Source organism: Streptomyces sp. NBC_01210, from assembly GCF_036010325.1.
GTDB lineage: Bacteria > Actinomycetota > Actinomycetes > Streptomycetales > Streptomycetaceae > Streptomyces.
This window is the reverse complement of sequence record NZ_CP108549.1, coordinates 7,008,610-7,029,458: the sequence shown is the minus strand read 5'-3', so window position 1 is coordinate 7,029,458 and position 20,849 is coordinate 7,008,610. Positions and strand designations below refer to the sequence as shown.

The following is a 20,849-nucleotide window of genomic DNA, read 5'->3' as shown; positions in this document are numbered from 1 at the left end:
CTAGCCGGTTCGAGGCATCGCCGAATGGGTCTCCCAGCCGGGGAGTCACGTCGCAAAAAGGCTTCCGCCGGGGTTTCGCGTGCGGCGCGATCTCATGTATTGCCCAGGTGCCAATGTGCTGTCCGTCCTCAAGAGGTTGCTTTAGATGCAGAATGAGCAGAAGCTTCGCGACTACCTCAAGCGGGTAATGGCCGATCTGCAGCAGACGAGGCAGCTGTTGAGCGAGGCTGACTCGCGGGCGCACGAGCCCATTGCGATCGTGGGCATGAGCTGCCGTTATCCGGGTGGTGCCAACTCCCCGGAGGAGTTGTGGCAGATGGTCGCCGACGGCCGGGACGCCGTGTCCGACCTTCCCACCGACCGCGGCTGGGACATCGAGCGGCTCTACAGCCCCGACCGCGAAAAGCCGGGCACTTTCTACAACCGCGAGAGCGGATTCCTTTACGACGCCGCGCAGTTCGACCCCGCGTTCTTTGGAATTTCCCCGCGCGAGGCGCTGGCCATGGACCCGCAGCAGCGACTGCTGCTGGAAGTCGCCTGGGAAGCCTTCGAGCACGCCGGAATTGACCCGCACGCGATGCGCGGCAGCAAGACCGGTGTATTCGCGGGCGTGATGTACCAGGACTACGCCACCCGGCTCGACCGAATCCCCGATGGCGTCGAGGGATATCTCAGCACCGGCAACGCATACAGCGTCACCTCGGGACGCATCTCTTACACCCTCGGTCTCGAAGGCCCGGCCGTGTCCGTCGACACTGCATGCTCCTCCTCGCTGGTGACACTGCACCTGGCCGTCCAGGCGCTGCGCAACGGCGAGTGCACCATGGCCCTCGCCGGTGGCACCACGGTCATGTCGACCCCCGAGGCCTTCATCGACCTCGCCCGCCAGGGCGGCCTCTCGCCCGACGGCCGCTGCAAGGCCTTCTCCGACCTGGCGGACGGTGCCGGCTTCGCCGAGGGCGTGGGCATGCTCCTCGTCGAGCGGCTGTCGGACGCCGAGCGCAACGGCCACAAGGTGCTCGCAGTCGTACGCGGCTCCGCCGTCAACCAGGACGGCGCGAGCAGCGGCCTCACCGCGCCCAACGGCCCCTCCCAGCAGCGCGTCATCCGCCAGGCGCTCGACAATGCCCAGCTCTCCTCCGACCAGATCGACGTCGTCGAGGCACACGGCACGGGCACCACGCTCGGTGACCCCATCGAGGCCCAGGCACTCATCAACACCTACGGCCAGGAACGCCCGGCCGACCAGCCGCTGTGGATCGGCTCCTTCAAGTCCAACGTCGGTCACACGCAGGCCGCCGCGGGCGCCGGCGGCATCATCAAAATGGTGATGGCGTTGCGCAACGGCGTCATGCCGAAGACTCTGCACATCGACAACCCCTCCACCAAGGTCGACTGGTCGGCGGGGGCGGTGTCGCTGCTGACCGAGGCGCGGGAGTGGCCGGAGACCGGGCGTCCGCGGCGGGCCGCGGTGTCTTCGTTCGGCATCAGCGGTACGAACGCGCACATCATCCTGGAGCAGGCGGCGGCCGAGCTTCCCGCGGAGGAGCCCCCCGCCGGGACGCACGAGGCGAACGCCCCCGTGTCATGGGTGGTCTCGGGCAGGACCGAGGCCGCGCTGCGGGCGCAGTCCGAGCGCCTTGCCTCGTTCCTCGCCGGGCGGCTGGGCCTCGGCCCAGCGGATGTGGGTTACTCGCTTGCGGTGTCGCGGGCGCGGTTCGAGCACCGGGCGGTGGTCTCGGGCGCGAGCCCTGAGGAGCTGCTGTCCGGGCTGGAAGCTGTCGCTGCCGGGCGGGTCGCTCCGGGGGTTGTGGAGGGTTCGGCCGCCACGAGCGCGGGCGGCAAGCTGGCGTTCCTGTTCACGGGGCAGGGCAGCCAGCGGGTCGGGATGGGCCGCGAGCTGTACGAGGCGTATCCGGTGTTCGCGGAGGCCTTCGACGAGGTCTGTGCGCTCTTTGACGGGCACCTCGAGCGTCCACTGAAGGACCTCGTGTTCGGCACGGAGGACGCGGACTCCGGTCTGCTGGACCAGACGGTATTCACGCAGGCCGCGCTGTTCGCGGTCGAGGTCGCACTCTTCCGACTCGTCGAGGCCTGGGGACTGACCCCGGACTTCCTCGTCGGCCACTCCGTCGGCGAGCTGGCTGCCGCACACGCAGCAGGCGTCTTCACCCTCGAAGACGCCGCCAAGCTCGTCGCGGCACGAGGCCGCCTCATGCAGGCCCTGCCCGCCGGTGGAGCGATGGCCGCGATCCAGGCCACCGAGCCGGAGATTCTGCCGCTGCTGGAAGGCCGGGAGCACGAGATCGCCATCGCCGCGATCAACGGACCCTCGTCCGTCGTGATTTCCGGTGACGAGAACGCTGTGGTGGAGGTGCTGGAGTACTGGCGGGAGCAGGACCGCAAGGTCCGAAAGCTCCGCGTCAGCCACGCCTTCCACTCCCCCCGCATGGAACCCATGCTCGACGAGTTCCACACCATCGCCGCCAGCCTGACCTACTCGACACCGCGCATCCCCGTCGTCTCCAACCTCACCGGCCAACTCGCCACACCCGAAGACCTCAGCACCGCCGACTACTGGGCACGCCACGTCCGCCAAGCAGTCCGCTTCGCCGACGGCATCACCCACCTCGCCACCCAAGGCGTCACCACCTACCTGGAACTCGGCCCCGACGGAACCCTCTCCGCCATGGCCCAGGAAACCCTCCCCCACACCGACAACACCCTCTTCACCCCCCTCCTGCGCAAAAACCGCCCCGAAACCGAAACCCTCACCCAAGCCATCGCCCACGCACACGTCCACGGCGCAGAACTCGACTGGAACGGCGTATACGCGGGCCACAACCCCCGCCGCATCGACCTCCCCACCTACGCCTTCCAGCACCAGCGCTACTGGCTCGAAGCCGCAGAGCCCATGGAGTCGGCGGCCGCCCACGCCGCTGCCCCCGAGGAGACGCGCTTCTGGGAGGCCGTCGAGCGCGAGGACACGGCCGCGCTGGCCGCCGCGCTCGACTTCGACGGCGAGGTCGAGCCCGAGTGGCTCGAAGCGGCACTGCCGGTCCTGTCGACCTGGCGTCGCCAGAACCGGCAGAAGAACACCGTCGACGCCTGGCGATACCGCGTCACCTGGAAGCCTCTGTCCATCGCGCCGACGAAGCGACTCTCCGGCACCTGGCTCCTGGTGGTTCCGGCCGGGGACAACACCCACGCGTGGGTGCCCGCGGCCGAGCAGGCTCTGACCGGCCGCGGTGTCACGACCGTACGGGTGGAGTGGAGCGCGGCCGACACGGACCGCACGTCGCTCGCCGAGCAGATCCGTGAAGCCGTGGGCGACCGTGCCCTCAGTGGTGTGCTCTCGCTGCTCGCGCTCGATACCGATCCGCACCCCAGCCACCCCTATGTGGCTTCGGGGCTCTCCGGGACGCTCGAGCTCGTTCAGGCCCTCGGTGACTCCGGGGTCGAGGCGCCACTGTGGCTCGCCGGCCGCGGCGGCGTGTCGGTCGGCCGGTCGGACCGGGCGGCCGACCCGGCGCAGGCCCAGGTCTGGGGCCTGGGCAGGGTGGCCGGGCTCGAGCACCCGAACCGTTGGGGTGGTCTGGTCGATCTGCCCGAGACGATCGATGCTCCCGCGCTCGCCCGCTTCACCGACGTTCTGGCCGGTCTCGACGCGGAGGACGAGCTCGCGATTCGTTCGACCGGGATCTTCGGCCGTCGTCTCGTACGGGCGTCGCTCGCCGACTCGGCCGGCGGCTCGTGGACGCCGCGCGGCACGATTCTCATCACCGGCGGTACGGGCGCGCTCGGCGGCCATGTCGCCCGCTGGGCAGCAGCCAACGGCGCTGAGCATCTCGTCCTCACCAGCCGCCGCGGCGACCAGGCCCCCGGCGCCCGGGAGTTGAGTACGGAACTCACCGAACTCGGCGCTTCCCGGGTCACCATTGCCGCGTGCGACGCGGGCGACCGCGAGTCGCTGGCCGCCGTCCTGGCCCGTATCGAGACCGACGAGACCCAGCCGCTGACTGCGGTTGTGCATGCCGCCGGCGTCGGCGACACCGGCGCGCTCATGGACAGCGGTCTCGACGACGTGGCCGCCATCGTCGCGGCCAAGGCCGCGGGCGCCACGCACCTCGACGAGCTGCTCGGCGACACGCCCCTGGACGCCTTCGTCCTCTTCTCCTCGGCCGCCGCGGTGTGGGGCGGCGCCGACCAGGGCGCGTACGCCGCGGGCAACTCCTTCCTCGACGCGTTCGCCGAGCAGCGCCGCGCCAAGGGCCGTACCGCCACATCCATCGCCTGGGGCCTGTGGGGCGGCGGCGGCATGGGCACCGATGGCGACGAGGAGGCCATGCTGCGCGTCGGCCTCAAGCGCATGAGCCCCGAACTCGCCGTGTCCGCCCTGGTCCAGGCCGTCGAGCACGACGAGACAACGGTCTCCGTCTCCGACCTCGACTGGGAGCGGTTCGCCCCCGCCTACTCCGCCATCCGCCGACGTCCCTTCATCGGAGACCTGCCCGAGGTCCGGCGCGTCCTGGAGGCGACGTCGGAGACTCCCGCCGAGCTTGCGGGCGGCAATGCGCTCGCGCAGAGGCTGAGCGGGCTGTCGGCGAGCGAGCAGCGGGAGCTGGTCCTCGATCTCGTACGTACGCAGGCCGCCGCCGCACTCGGCCACGCCGACGCCACGACGATCGAGCCCGGTTCGGCCTTCCGCGAGCTCGGCTTCGACTCGCTCACCGCGGTCGACATCCGCAACCGCCTGAACGACGCGACCGGGCTCAAGATGCCCACAACGCTCGTCTTCGACTACCCGAACGCCGACGCAGTCGCCGGGCTCGTCCTCACCGAGCTGCTCGGCGCCGACCACGCCGGCACGGCCGACTCGGCGCGTGCGGCCGCTGTCGCGGGCCCGTCGGCCGACGACGAGCCCATCGCCATCGTGGCGATGAGTTGCCGCTACCCGGGCGGTGTCAGCACGCCCGAGGACCTCTGGCAGCTCGTCCTCGAAGGCCGCGACGCCATCTCTCCCTTCCCCACCGACCGCGGCTGGCCCATCGACGACCTGTACGACCCGGACCCGGAGCGAAGCGGGACGACGTACGCGTACGAGGGCGGCTTCATCGACGGTGCCGGCGGCTTTGACGCCGGGTTCTTCGGTATCTCGCCGCGCGAGGCGCTGGCGATGGACCCGCAGCAGCGACTGCTTCTCGAAGCCTCGTGGGAGGCGCTGGAGCGCGCGGGCATCGACCCCCTGTCGCTGCGCGGCACCCAGGGTGGCGTCTTCATCGGCGCCGGATCCCAGGGTTACGGCATCGACGCCCATGACGCTCCGGAGGGGACCGAGGGCTACTTCCTCACCGGCACCCAGTCCTCCGTCATCTCCGGCCGCGTGTCCTACACCCTGGGTCTCGAGGGCCCGGCCGTGACCGTGGACACCGCCTGCTCGTCCTCACTCGTTGCTCTTCATCTGGCCGCGCAGTCGCTTCGGCAGGGCGAGTGCGATCTGGCACTGGCCGGCGGTATCACCGTCATGGCGACCCCGGGCGCCTTCGTCGAGTTCAGCCGCCAGCGCGGTCTTTCCGGCGACGGCCGCTGCAAGGCCTTCGCGGGCGCGGCCGACGGCACCGGCTGGTCCGAGGGCGCGGGGCTGCTCCTGCTGGAGCGCCTCTCCGACGCACAGCGCAGGGGCCACAAGGTGCTTGCGGTGGTTCGCGGTACTGCGGTGAACCAGGACGGTGCGTCGAACGGTCTGACCGCTCCGAACGGCCCGTCGCAGCAACGCGTCATCCGCCAGGCTCTGGCGGGCGCGGGCCTGTCCACGGCCGATGTGGACGTGGTGGAAGCACACGGTACGGGCACGCGCCTCGGTGACCCGATCGAGGCGGGAGCGCTGCTGGCCACATACGGCCAGGGGCGTGACGCGGACCAGCCGCTGTGGCTCGGCTCGATCAAATCCAACATCGGTCACACGCAGACGGCCGCCGGTGTCGCCGGTGTCATCAAGATGGTCATGGCAATGCAGGAGGGCCTGCTGCCGAAGACCCTGCACGTGGACGAGCCGACGCCGCAGGTGGACTGGTCGGCGGGCGCTGTTTCCCTGCTGACCGAGGCGCGGGAGTGGCCGGAGACCGGGCGCCCGCGCCGGGCCGGTATCTCGTCGTTCGGCGTAAGTGGCACGAACGTGCACACGATCCTGGAGCAGGCGCCGATCGCAGAGGTGGAGGCAGAGGCTTCTGAGGCCATTGCGGCTCCGGTGGTGGGTGGGGTCGTTCCGTGGGTGCTGTCGGGCAAGACTGAGGACGCACTGCGGGCACAGGCCCAGCGGCTGTACTCCTTCGTGGACGAGAGCTCCGAGCTGGATCTGGCCGATGTGGGGTACTCGCTTGCGGTCTCGCGGGCGCGGTTCGAGCACCGGGCCGTCGTCACCGGCACCGACCGGGAAGAACTCCTCGCGGGTGTACGGGCGTTGGCCACCGGCGAACCGTCCGGCGTACTGACCACTGGCAGCGTGAACCGCGGCCGGGTCGCGTTCCTGTTCACGGGGCAGGGCAGCCAGCGGGCCGGGATGGGCCGGGAGCTGTACGAGGCGTATCCGGTGTTCGCGGAGGCCTTCGACGAGGTCTGTGCGCACTTTGACAGGCACCTCGAGCGTCCACTGAAGGACCTCGTCTTCGACACGGACAACGACAGCGCCGGTCTGCTGGACCAGACGGTGTTCACGCAGGCCGCGCTGTTCGCGGTCGAGGTCGCACTCTTCCGACTCGTCGAGGCCTGGGGACTGACCCCGGACTTCCTCGTCGGCCACTCCGTCGGCGAGCTGGCTGCCGCACACGCAGCAGGCGTCTTCACCCTCGAAGACGCCGCCAAGCTCGTCGCGGCACGAGGCCGCCTCATGCAGGCCCTCCCTGCCGGTGGAGCGATGGCCGCGATCCAGGCCACCGAGCCGGAGATTCTGCCGCTGCTGGAAGGCCGGGAGCACGAGATCGCCATCGCCGCGATCAACGGACCCTCGTCCGTCGTGATTTCCGGTGACGAGAGCGCCGTGGTGGAGGTGCTGGAGTACTGGCGGGAGCAGGACCGCAAGGTCCGAAAGCTCCGCGTCAGCCACGCCTTCCACTCCCCCCGCATGGAACCCATGCTCGACGAGTTCCACACCATCGCCGCCAGCCTGACCTACTCGACACCGCGCATCCCCGTCGTCTCCAACCTCACCGGCCAACTCGCCACACCCGAGGACCTCAGCACCGCCGACTACTGGGCACGCCACGTCCGCCAAGCAGTCCGCTTCGCCGACGGCATCACCCACCTCGCCACCCAAGGCGTCACCACCTACCTGGAACTCGGCCCCGACGGAACCCTCTCCGCCATGGCCCAGGAAACCCTCCCCCACACCGACAACACCCTCTTCACCCCCGTCCTGCGCAAAAACCGCCCCGAAACCGAAACCCTCACCCAAGCCATCGCCCACGCACACGTCCACGGCGCAGAACTCGACTGGAACGGCGTATACGCGGGCCGTGGTGGGCAACGTGTGGAGCTGCCGACCTACGCCTTCCAACACGACCACTACTGGCTGGAGATGGGCGTCCCTGCGGGCGACGTTTCCGTGCTCGGCCAGTCCGCGACCGAGCACCCGCTGCTCGGCGCCGCTGTTGCGATGCCCGAGTCGGACACGCTCGTCCTCACCGGACGTCTGTCGCTCCAGAGCCACCCGTGGATCGCGGACCACCTCGTGATGGGTTCGGCACTGCTGCCCGGGACCGGTCTGGTCGAGTTGGCGATCCACGCCGGCGACCAGGTGGGCTTCAGCCAGGTCGAGGAGCTGATGCTCCAGGCCCCGCTGATCCTCCCCGAGCGCGGTGCTGTCGTTCTGCGAGTGACCGTGGAGGCCGCGGATCCGCTCGGGCGGCGTCCGGTCGCCATCTTCTCCCGGCCCGAGGACGCGGAAGCGGAGCCGTGGACCCGTCATGCGGCCGGCTTCCTGATGGAGGGCGCGCCGGAGGCGTCGTTCGACCTCTCGGTGTGGCCGCCCAAGGGCGCCGAGTCCATCGAGGTCGAGGATCTCTACGAGAACCTCGCCAGGACAGGACTGTCCTACGGCCCGGTGTTCCAAGGCCTGCGCGCTGCCTGGCGACTGAACGACGCCATCTACGCCGAGGTCGCCCTGCCCGAGGGCACCCCGACCGGCGGCTTCGGGCTCCACCCTGCGCTCTTCGACGCCGCTCTGCACGCGGCTTCACTGAGCACGTCATCAGAGGAGGACACGGGGACAGGTCTGCCCTTCGCGTGGAGCGGTGTGTCCCTGCACGCCACCGGTGCATCGGCTCTGCGCGTACGGCTGACACCGACCGGACCCGACGGTGTGGCCCTCGTCATGGCCGACGGAGCCGGCGCACCAGTCGCCTCGACCGACTCTCTCGTCTTCCGCCAGGTCTCGGCCGAGCAGCTCTCGGCAGGCCGTGGTGGCTTCAACGACTCGCTCTTCAGCGTCGACTGGACGGAGCTGTCGCTGCCGTCGGTCGAGGCGGGTACGTGGGCGGTGCTCGACGATGAACCGGGCGTCTTTGCCGACGGCCCGCTGTTCTCGAGCCTGGCCGAGCTCGCCGGCGCCGACACGATCCCCGAGGTCGTCTTCGCTCCCCTCGCGGCATACGAAGGCACGGACACGGCCACCGCCGCACACCAGGCCACACACCGCGCACTGGCCCTCGTCCAGGACTGGCTGGCAGAGGACCGCTTCGCCGACTCCCGCCTCGTCTTCATCACCCACGGCGCAATCGCTGCCGGCCCGGCCGACACCGTCACCGACCTGGCCAACGCGCCCGTCTGGGGGCTCGTACGAACGGCCCAGTCCGAAAACCCCGACCGCTTCGTCCTCCTCGACACCGACGACGTGTCGTTTGAACTCGCCTCGCTGTGGCCGGTCCTCGGCTCCGACGAGCCCGAAGCCGTACTCCGCACCGGCGCCGTACGGGCACCCCGCCTGGCCCGCGTGCCCGTCACCGACAGCGACGCGGCCAGCGAACTGGATCCGTCCGGGACCGTTCTCATCACCGGCGGCACCGGCGCCCTCGGTTCCCTCGTCGCCAGGCATCTCGTCACCGAGCACGGCGTACGCAACCTCATCCTCACCAGCCGCCGCGGACTCGACGCCAACGATGCACCCGAACTGGCCACCGAACTGGCCGAACTCGGCGCAACCACCGTCGACATCACCGCCTGCGACGCATCCGACCGCAGCTCGCTCGAGACGCTGCTCAAGTCGATCGACAGTGAGCGTCCGCTGACCGCCGTCATCCACACCGCCGGTGTCCTCGACGACGGCGTCATCAACTCCCTCACCCCCGACCGCCTCGACGCCGTCCTCCGCCCCAAGGCCGACGCCGCCCTCAACCTCCACGAACTCACGTGGGATCTGGGGCTCTCCGCGTTTGTTCTCTTCTCGTCCGCCGCCGGCGTCATGGGCGGTGCCGGTCAGGGCAACTACGCCGCCGCCAATACTTTCCTCGACGCACTCGCCCACCACCGCCGCTCGCTCGGCCTGGCCGCAACCTCTCTCGCCTGGGGCCCGTGGGAGCAGGCAGGCGGCATGGCCGGAGACCTCGGAGACACCAACGCCAACCGCATGAGTCGCGGTGGCATGACCGGTCTCTCCCACGCCGAGGGCCTGGAACTCCTCGACGCCGCATGGCCCACCAGCACAGCCCTGCTCGTACCGATGCACCTCGACCTGGCCGCCGTACGGGCCCAGGCATCATCGGCCGGTGTACCGCCCCTGATGCGCGGACTCGTACGAACTCCCGTCCGTCGCACCGCCCACACCGCAACCATCGAGACCGGAGCCCTGGCACAACGCCTCACCGGCCTCTCACACGAAGAACGCCACACACTCCTCCTCGACCTGGTCCGCACACACGTCGCCAATGTCCTCGGCCACGAGAGCGGAACCAGCGTCGAACCCGCCCGTGCCTTCAAGGAGTTGGGCTTCGACTCACTCACCGCAGTCGAACTGCGCAACCAACTCGGCACAGCCACCGGACTCCGACTCCCCGCCACCCTCGTCTTCGACTACCCGAATCCCCTGTCCCTGGTCGACTTCCTGCTCACCGAATTCGGCGGTACGGACACCCTGCAGACGGCGGTCGCCCCTGCCGTAGTGCTCACCGACGACGAGCCGATCGCGATCGTCGGCATGGCCTGCCGCTACCCGGGCGGAATCACCTCACCCGAGGGAATGTGGCAGTTCCTCATGGGGGGCGGCGACGGCACATCGCTGTTCCCGGCCGATCGTGGCTGGGACATCGAGGACCAGTTCATCGAGGACCCGGATCGTCCCGGCACGAAGTACGCGCTGGCCGGCGGGTTTCTGCATGACGCACCGGAGTTCGACCCCGCGTTCTTCGGTATCTCGCCGCGTGAGGCGCTGGCAATGGACCCGCAGCAGCGACTGCTGCTCGAAGCATCGTGGGAGGCGTTCGAGCGGGCCGGGATCGACCCGGCATCCGTACGCGGCAGCTCAACCGGTGTCTTCGCCGGCGTGATGTACCACAACTACGCCGCTCGCGTGACGGACATCCCCGACGGCGTCGGCGGCTTCCTCGGCACCGGCAACTCCAGCAGCGTCGTGTCCGGCCGTGTCTCGTACACGTTCGGCCTTGAGGGTCCGGCCGTGACCGTGGACACCGCATGCTCGTCCTCGCTGGTCACGCTGCACCTGGCAGTTCAGGCGCTGCGTCGCGGCGAGTGCTCGCTGGCGCTGGCCGGCGGTGTCACCGTCATGCCGAACCCGGACACCTTCATCGACTTCGCCCTCCAGGGCGGCCTGGCCGGAGACGGCCGCTGCAAGGCCTTCGCCGGAGCCGCGGACGGAACCGCGTGGTCCGAGGGTGTGGGTATGCTGCTCGTCGAGCGGCTGTCGGACGCCGAGCGCAACGGCCACAAGGTCCTTGCGGTCGTCCGCGGCTCCGCCGTGAACCAGGACGGCGCGTCGAACGGTCTGACCGCTCCGAACGGTCCCTCGCAGCAACGCGTCATCCGCCAGGCTCTGGCGGGCGCGGGCCTGTCCACGGCCGATGTGGACGTGGTGGAAGCACACGGTACGGGCACGCGCCTCGGTGACCCGATCGAAGCTCAGGCGCTACTGGCCACGTACGGCCAGGGGCGCGACGCCGACCAGCCGCTGTGGCTCGGCTCGATCAAGTCCAACCTCGGCCACACCCAGGCAGCGGCCGGCGTCGCCGGCATCATCAAAATGGTCCTTGCGCTGCGTAACGGCGTCATGCCAAAGACCCTTCACATCGACGAACCCTCCCCGCACGTCGACTGGTCGGCGGGTGACGTCTCCCTGCTGACCGAGGCGCGGGAGTGGTCCGAGCTCGACCGTCCACGGCGAGCGGCAGTGTCGTCCTTCGGCATCAGCGGCACGAACGCGCACATCATCCTGGAGCAGGCGCCGGTCGAGAGCTCCGGTGCGGCGGCTGTGGCTCCGGTGGTTGGCGGGGTCGTTCCGTGGGTGCTGTCGGGCAAGACTGAGGACGCGCTGCGGGCGCAGGCGGCACGGCTTGCAGCGTTCGTCGGCGAGCGGTCCGACCTGGGTCTGGCGGATGTGGGGTACTCGCTTGCGGTGTCGCGGGCGCGGTTCGAGCACCGGGCGGTCGTCACCGGCACCGACCGGGAAGAACTCCTCGCGGGTGTACGGGCGTTGGCCACCGGCGAACCGTCCGGCGTACTGACCACTGGCAGCGTGAACCGCGGCCGGGTTGCATTCCTGTTCACGGGGCAGGGCAGCCAGCGGACCGGGATGGGCCGCAAGCTGTACGAGACCTACCCCGTCTTCGCGGCGGCCTTCGACGAAGTCTGTGCGCACTTTGACAGGCACCTCGAGCGTCCACTGAAGGACCTCGTCTTCGACACGGACAACGACAGCTCCGGTCTGCTCGACCAGACGCTATTCACCCAGGCCGCACTGTTCGCGGTCGAAGTCGCACTCTTCCGACTCGTCGAGGCCTGGGGACTGACCCCGGACTTCCTCGTCGGCCACTCCGTCGGCGAACTCGCTGCCGCACACGCAGCAGGCGTCTTCACCCTCGAAGACGCCACCAAGCTCGTCGCGGCACGAGGCCGCCTCATGCAGGCCCTCCCGGCCGGCGGAGCCATGGCCGCGATCCAGGCCACCGAAGCCGAAATCCTGGCGACGGTCGAAGGCCGGGAGCACGAGATCGCCATCGCCGCGATCAACGGACCCTCGTCCGTCGTTGTCTCCGGTGACGAAGCTGCTGTGGTGGAGGTGCTGGAGTACTGGCGGGAGCAGGGCCGCAAGGTCCACCAGCTCCGCGTCAGCCACGCCTTCCACTCCCCCCGCATGGAACCCATGCTCGAGGAGTTCCACACCATCGCCGCAGGAATCTCCTACGGAACCCCGAGCATCCCGGTCGTCTCCAACCTCACTGGCCAGCTCGCCACACCCGAGGACCTCGGCACCGCCGACTACTGGGTACGACACGTTCGCCAAGCAGTCCGCTTCGCCGACGGCATCACCTACCTGGACGGGCAGGGCGTCACCACCTACCTGGAACTCGGCCCCGACGGAACCCTCTCCGCCATGGCCCAGGAAACCCTCCCCCACACCGACAACACCCTCTTCACCCCCCTCCTGCGCAAAAACCGCCCCGAAGCCGAAACCCTCACCCAAGCCATCGCCCACGCACACGTACGCGGTACAGAACTCGACTGGGACGGCGTATACGCGGGCCGTGGTGGGCAACGTGTGGAGCTGCCGACCTACGTCTTCCAACACCAGCACTACTGGCTGCGGGCCACAGCCGCAGCCGGTGATGCCACCAGCCTCGGACTGGGCAAGACCGGCCACCCGCTCCTCGGCGCGGCGATGTCGCTGCCCGAGACGGACAGCATCGTCCTTACGGGCCGTCTCTCGCTGCAGTCGCACGCTTGGCTGGCCGACCACACCGTCATGGACACCGTCCTCGTCCCCGGCACCGGACTGGTCGAGCTCGCGATCCACGCCGGCGACCAGGTCGGATGCAGTTCCTTGGAGGAGCTGACGCTCCAGGCCCCGCTTGTCCTTCCCGAGCGCGGCGGTATCGCTGTCCGGGTGACGGTCGACGCTGCCGACGACAACGGGCGGCGGCAGATCGCGATCTTCTCGCGGCTGGACGAGGCGGATGTTGCGGAGCCGTGGACCCGTCACGCGGTCGGCTTCCTGACAGAAGGCACGCCAGACGCGTCATTTGATCTGTCGGTGTGGCCGCCGAAGGGCGCTGAGTCCATCGAGGTCGAGGATCTCTACGAGAACCTCGCCAGTACGGGCCTGTCCTACGGCCCGGTGTTCCAGGGTCTTCGAGCTGCATGGCGACTGGGCCGCGACGTGTTCGCCGAGGTCGCACTTCCCGAGGGAACTGCGACCGACGGCTTCGGACTGCACCCCGCACTCCTCGACGCCGCCCTGCACGCCGTGGCCCTCGGGGACTTCGTCGAAGCATCGGACCAGGCACGACTGCCCTTCGCCTGGAGCGGCGTGTCTCTCCACGCCACCGGCGCATCCGTGCTCCGCGTCAAGCTCTCCACAGCCGGCACCGACGCCGTATCGATCAGCGCAGCCGACGAAACCGGAACCCCCGTCGCAACCGCAGACGCCCTGGTACTCCGCACCGTCACAACCGAACAGCTTTCGACCGGCCGCAGCGGCTTCCACGACTCGCTGTTCAGCATCGAGTGGCCGGAGCTGTCACTGCCGTCCATCGAACCGGGTACGTGGGCGGTGCTCGGCGATGAGCCGGGCGTCTTTGCCGACGGCCCGCTGTTCTCGAGCCTGGCCGAGCTCGCCGGCGCCGACACGATCCCCGAGGTCGTCTTCGCTCCCCTCGCGGCATACGAAGGCACGGACACGGCCACCGCCGCACACCAGGCCACACACCGCGCACTGGCCCTCGTCCAGGACTGGCTGGCAGAGGACCGCTTCGCCGACTCCCGCCTCGTCTTCATCACCCACGGCGCAATCGCTGCCGGCCCGGCCGACACCGTCACCGACCTGGCCAACGCGCCCGTCTGGGGCCTCGTACGAACGGCCCAGACCGAAAACCCCGACCGCTTCCTACTCCTCGACACCGACGAGAAGTCGCCCGAACTCAACTCGCTGTGGCCACTCCTCGGCTCCGACGAACCCGAAGCCGTACTCCGCAACGACGCCATACGGGCACCCCGCCTGGCCCGCACGACGACCGCCGAGACCACCACACCGCTGGACGCCTCCGGCACCATCCTCATCACCGGCGGCACCGGCGCCCTCGGCTCCCTCATCGCCCGCCACCTCGTCACCCAACACGGCGCACGCAACCTCATCCTCACCAGCCGCCGCGGACTCGACGCCAACGGCGCACCCCAACTGGCCACCGAACTCACCGAACTCGGCGCAACCACCGTCGACATCACCGCCTGCGACGCCGCGGACCGCAAGGCCCTCGCAACCCTCCTCGCCAGCATCCCCGCCGAGCACCCCCTCACCGCCGTCATCCACACCGCCGGCGTCCTCGACGACGGCGTCATCAACTCCCTCACCCCAGAACGCCTCGACGCCGTCCTCCGCCCCAAGGCCGACGCCGCCCTCAACCTCCACGAACTGACAGCCGACACAAACCTGACGGCATTCGTTCTCTTCTCCTCCGTGGCCGGCGTCATGGGCAGCCCAGGTCAGGGCAACTACGCTGCCGCCAACACCTTCTTGGACGCCCTGGCCCACGACCGCCGCTCACTCGGCCTGGCCGCAACCTCCCTCGCCTGGGGCGCCTGGGAGCAGGCAGGCGGCATGGCCGGAGACCTCGGAGACACCAACGCCAACCGCATGAGTCGCGGTGGCATGACCGGTCTCTCCCACGCCGAGGGCCTGGAACTCCTCGACGCCGCATGGCCCACCAGCACAGCCCTGCTCGTACCGATGCACCTCGACCTGGCCGCTGTACGCGCCCAGGCATCATCGGCCGGTGTACCGCCCCTGATGCGCGGACTCGTACGAACTCCCGTCCGTCGCACCGCCCACACCGCAACCATCGAGACCGGAGCCCTGGCACAACGCCTCACCGGCCTCTCACACGAAGAACGCCACACACTCCTCCTCGACCTGGTCCGCACACACGTCGCCAATGTCCTCGGCCACGAGAGCGGAACCAGCGTCGAACCCGCCCGTGCCTTCAAGGAGTTGGGCTTCGACTCACTCACCGCAGTCGAACTGCGCAACCAACTCGGCACAGCCACCGGACTCCGACTCCCCGCCACCCTCGTATTCGACTACCCGAACGCGACTGCTGTCGCCGATTACCTCATCGCCGAAGTCATGGGCACCCAGCCCGAGGTGACCGCCGCCGTAGCGGTCCGCGACAACACGGACGACGAGCCGATCGCGATCGTCGGCATGGCCTGCCGCTATCCGGGCGGAATCACCACTCCCGAGGAGATGTGGCAGTTCCTGCTCACGGACGGCGACGGAATCACGCCCTTCCCGACCGACCGCGGCTGGGACCTGGACGGACTCTTCGACGGCGACACGGATCGGCCGGCGTCGGAGTACGCGCTGGAAGGTGGCTTCCTGCACCAGGCCGCCGACTTCGACCCGACCTTCTTCGGTATCTCGCCTCGTGAGGCAGTGGCGATGGACCCGCAGCAGCGGCTGCTGCTCGAGGCTTCATGGGAAGCGCTGGAGCGCGCGGGCATCGACCCGGCATCCGTACGCGGCAGTTCAACAGGTGTCTTCGCCGGCGTGATGTACCACAACTACGCCTCCCGGCTCACCGAAGTGCCGGACGAGGTGGCGGGCTTCCTCGGCAACGGCAGTGCGAGCAGCGTCGTGTCCGGCCGTGTCTCGTACACGTTCGGTTTCGAGGGTCCGGCTGTCACTGTGGACACCGCATGCTCGTCCTCGCTGGTCGCCCTGCAGATGGCGACGCAGTCGCTGCAACGTGGCGACTGCTCCATGGCGCTCGTCGGTGGTGTCACCGTCATGCCGACACCGGACACATTCGCCAGCTTCGCCCTGCAGCGCGGCCTCGCACTGAACGGCCGCTGCAAGCCCTTCGCCGGCGCGGCCGACGGCACCGGCTGGTCCGAAGGCGTGGGCATGCTGCTCGTCGAGCGGCTGTCGGACGCACAGCGCAACGGCCACAAGGTCCTTGCGGTGGTTCGCGGTACGGCAGTGAACCAGGACGGTGCATCGAACGGTCTGACCGCTCCCAACGGCCCGTCCCAGCAGCGTGTCATCCGCCAGGCCCTCGCCAACGCCGGTCTGTCGACAACCGATGTGGATGTCGTCGAAGCGCACGGCACGGGCACACGCCTGGGTGACCCGATCGAGGCCCAGGCGCTGCTGGCCACGTACGGCCAGGGGCGCGACGCCGACCAGCCGCTGTGGCTCGGCTCGATCAAGTCCAACCTCGGCCACACCCAGGCAGCGGCCGGCGTCGCCGGCATCATCAAAATGGTCCTGGCACTGCGCGAAGGTGTCATGCCCAAAACCCTCCACGTGGACGAGCCCTCACCGCACGTCGACTGGTCGACGGGTGACGTCTCCCTGCTCACCGAGGCGCGGGAGTGGCCCGAACTGGACCGCCCGCGCCGCGCCGCCGTCTCCTCCTTCGGCATCAGCGGCACCAATGCGCATGTGATTCTGGAGCAGGCGCCGGTCGTGGAGGCTGTTGAAGCTTCCGAGGCTCCTGTGGTTGGTGGGGTCGTACCGTGGGTGCTGTCGGGCAAGACTGAGGACGCACTGCGGGCGCAGGCTCAGCGGCTGCACTCCTTCGTCGAGGGCTCCGAGCCGGGTCTGGCGGATGTGGGCTACTCGCTTGCCGTGTCACGGGCGCGGTTCGAGCACCGGGCGGTGGTCTCGGGCGCCAGCCGTGAGGAGCTGCTGTCCGGGCTGGAGGCTCTCGCCGCCGGACGGACGGCCCCAGGACTGGTCGACGGCTCGAGCGGTACGGGCGGCAAGCTGGCGTTCCTGTTCACCGGGCAGGGCAGCCAGCGGGCCGGGATGGGCCGCGAGCTGTACGAGACGTATCCGGTGTTCGCGGAGGCCTTCGACGAGGTCTGTGCGCACTTTGACGGGCACCTCGAGCGCCCGCTGAAGGACCTCGTCTTCGACACGGACAACGCAGACTCCGGTCTGCTCGACCAGACCGCGTTCACGCAGGCCGCACTGTTCGCGGTCGAGGTCGCACTCTTCCGCCTCGTGGAGGCCTGGGGACTGACCCCGGACTTCCTGGTCGGCCACTCCGTCGGCGAACTCGCTGCCGCACACGCAGCAGGCGTCTTCACCCTCGAAGACGCCGCCAAGCTCGTCGCGGGACGAGGCCGCCTCATGCAGGCCCTGCCCGCCGGTGGAGCCATGGCCGCGATCCAGGCCACCGAAGCCGAAATCCTGGCGACGGTCGAAGGCCGGGAGCACGAGATCGCCATCGCCGCGATCAACGGACCCTCGTCCGTCGTTGTCTCCGGCGACGAAGCTGCTGTGGTGGAGGTGCTGGAGTACTGGCGGGAGCAGGGCCGCAAGGTCCGAAAGCTCCGCGTCAGCCACGCCTTCCACTCCCCCCGCATGGAACCCATGCTCGACGAGTTCCACACCATCGCCGCCAGCCTGACCTACTCGACACCGAGCATCCCGGTCGTCTCCAACCTCACCGGCCAGCTCGCCGCAGCGGAGGACCTCGGCACCGCCGACTACTGGGTACGCCACGTCCGCCAAGCAGTCCGCTTCGCCGACGGCATCACCCACCTGGACGGGCAGGGCGTCACCACCTACCTGGAACTCGGCCCCGACGGAACCCTCTCCGCCATGGCCCAGGAAACCCTCCCCGATGTCGATGACGTGGTCTTCACCCCCGTCCTGCGCAAAAACCGCCCCGAAACCGACACCCTCACCCAAGCCATCGCCCACGCACACGTCCACGGCGCAGAACTCGACTGGAACGGCGTATACGCGGGCCACAACCCCCGCCGCATCGACCTCCCCACCTACGCCTTCCAACACGACCACTACTGGCTCCACGCAACAGCCTCGTCCGGTGACGCCACCAGCCTCGGACTCGGCACGACCAAGCACCCGCTGCTCGGCGCCGCCATCGCTCTCCCGGACTCCGACGGCGTACTGCTCACCGGCCGCCTGTCCCTCCAGTCCCACCCCTGGCTCGCCGACCACATCGTCATGGACACCGTCCTCCTCCCCGGCACCGCACTGGTCGAGCTCGCCATCCACGCCAGCGACCAAACCAGCTGCAACTCACTCGAGGAACTGACGCTCCAAGCCCCACTCGTACTCCCCCAACACGGCGGCATCGCCCTCCGCGTGACGGTCGGCGCCGCCGATGACAACGGACACCGCCACGTCACCATCCACTCACGCCTCGACAACGCCGAGGCAGAAACACCGTGGACCCGCCACGCCACCGGGCTCCTGTCCGAGGGAACTGCCGACGGCAGCGCCGACTTGTCCGTCTGGCCGCCCAAGGGCGCCGACACCGTCGAGCTCGACGGGCTGTACGAGGGTCTGGCGAGCATCGGCCTCACCTACGGCCCGGTCTTCCAGGGCCTGCACGCCGCCTGGCGACTCGACAACGACATCTACGCCGAAGTGGCACTGCCCGAAGGCACTGCAACCAACGGCTACGGGCTCCACCCCGCACTCCTCGACGCCGCCCTGCACGCCGTGTCCCTGGGCGACTTCACCGAAGCCTCGGACGAGGCACGACTGCCGTTCGCCTGGAGCGGTGTGTCTCTGCACGCCACCGGCGCCTCCGTGCTCCGCATCAAGCTCTCGGCAGTCGGCACCGACGCCGTATCGATCAGCGCAGCCGACGGAAGCGGTGCACCTGTCGCAACCGTGGAATCGCTGATGCTGCGGCCGGTAGACTCCGCGCAGCTCTCGACCACCCAGCGTGCCTTCCACGACGCTCTGTTCCAGGTGGACTGGACGGACATCACCGTCCCGGCTCCCGTGTACAAGACCCTGTCCGTGATTGGCACAGATGCTGTCCTGTCCTCCGGCGCCTCGGAGCTCGCGACGTACGCCGACCTCGATGCCCTCGCCAAGGCCATCGAGTCCGGTACGCCGGTGCCGGAGCTGGTCCTCGCACCACTGGCAGCAGCCGATGAGGGTACGGACAAGGCTGATGCTGCACACCAGTCCGCACATCACGCACTGAGCCTGGTGCAGGACTGGCTGGCGGAAGACCGGTTCGCCGACTCCCGACTCGTCTTCATCACCCACGGCGCAGTCGCCGCAGGCCCGAACGAAGCCGTCCAGGATCTGGCGAACGCACCTGTCTGGGGTCTCATCCGCTCGGCACAGGCCGAAAACCCCGACCGCTTCGTCCTCCTCGACACCGACGACGCGTCGCCCGCTTGGGACCGACTCGCCTCGGTGGCCTCGACCGGCGAGCCGGAGGCTTCGCTGCGCGGTGGTGTCGTACGAGCGCCTCGCCTGGCCCGCGTGCCCGCCTCCGAGACCGCCTCGGCAATCGAACTGGACCCGTCCGGCACTGTCCTCATCACCGGCGGCACCGGCGCCCTCGGCTCCCTCGTCGCACGCCACCTCGTCACCGAGCACGGCGTACGCAACCTCATCCTCACCAGCCGCCGCGGACTCGACGCCAACGGTGCACCCGAACTGGCCGCCGAACTGGCCGAACTCGGCGCAACCACCGTCGACATCACCGCCTGCGACGCGTCCGACCGCAGCTCGCTCGAGACGCTGCTCAAGTCGATCGACAGCCGACGTCCGCTGACCGCCGTCATCCACACCGCCGGCGTCCTCGACGACGGCGTGATCAACTCCCTCACCCCAGAACGCCTCGACGCCGTCATGCGCCCCAAAGTCGACGCCGCCCTCAACCTCCACGAACTGACAGCCGACACAAACCTGACGGCATTCGTTCTCTTCTCGTCCGCCGCCGGCGTCATCGGCAACCCCGGCCAAAGCAACTACGCCGCCGCCAACACCTTCCTCGACGCACTCGCCCACCACCGCCAAGCACTCAACCTCCCCGCAACCTCCCTCGCCTGGGGCGCCTGGGAACAAGCCGGCGGCATGGCCGGAGACCTCAGCGACGCAGACCGCCACCGCCTCAACGGCCTCACCGACACCCAAGGCCTCGAACTCCTCGACGCCGCATGGCCCACCAACACAGCACTGCTCGTACCGATGCACCTCGACCTGGCCGCCGTACGCGCCCAGGCATCATCGGCCGGCGTACCGCCCCTGCTGCGCGGACTCGTACGCACCCCCGTCCGCCGTAGCGCGCAGCAGACCGCGGTCGTTGAGTCGGAGGCATTCGCCAAGCGTCTGGCCGGTCTCACTGCGGACAAGCGTGCGGAGCTGCTGCTCGACCTCGTACGTACGCAGACGGCAGCCGTCCTCAGTTTCGCGGGCCCCGATGACATCGACCCGAAGCGCGGCTTCCTGGAGCTGGGTGTCGACTCGCTGACGGCCGTCGAACTGCGCAACCAGCTCGGCAAGGCGACCGGACTGCGGCCGCCCGCCACGCTGATCTTCGACTACCCGGCGCCGGCCGCCGTGGCCGACTACCTGGCAGCGGAGCTCGGTACGGAGACGGGCGCGACCGCGCTGTCCGTCCACTCCGAGCTCGACAAGCTCGAATCGCTGCTCGCGGCGATCGGCGGCGGCGCCGACGAGCGTTCCGGAATCACCGCCCGGCTGCGGGCCGTGATGTCGAAGTGGACCAACGCCCAGACCGAAGCGGACGGCGCAGCACCGGACGACGCGCTGGAGTCGGCGACAGCCGACGAGTTGTTCGACCTGCTCGACAACGAACTTGGCCAGTCCTGAACCCGCACGTCGT

Annotated in this window: 1 protein-coding gene; it reads left to right on the top strand. The window is 69.3% G+C overall.

Annotated elements, in window-relative coordinates; translation table 11 throughout:
• Positions 1 to 145: 145 nt before the first annotated feature.
• The gene (locus OG735_RS31815; protein ID WP_327326572.1) at positions 146 to 20,836 is read left to right on the top strand and encodes a type I polyketide synthase; all 20,691 of its coding nucleotides are present in this window, start codon (positions 146 to 148) and stop codon (positions 20,834 to 20,836) included.
• Positions 20,837 to 20,849 lie beyond the last annotated feature (13 nt).

Excerpts from the sequence above, each read along its gene's own strand:
- OG735_RS31815 (WP_327326572.1), top strand. The coding sequence starts at position 146 with ATGCAGAATGAGCAGAAGCTTCGCGACTACCTCAAGCGGGTAATGGCC.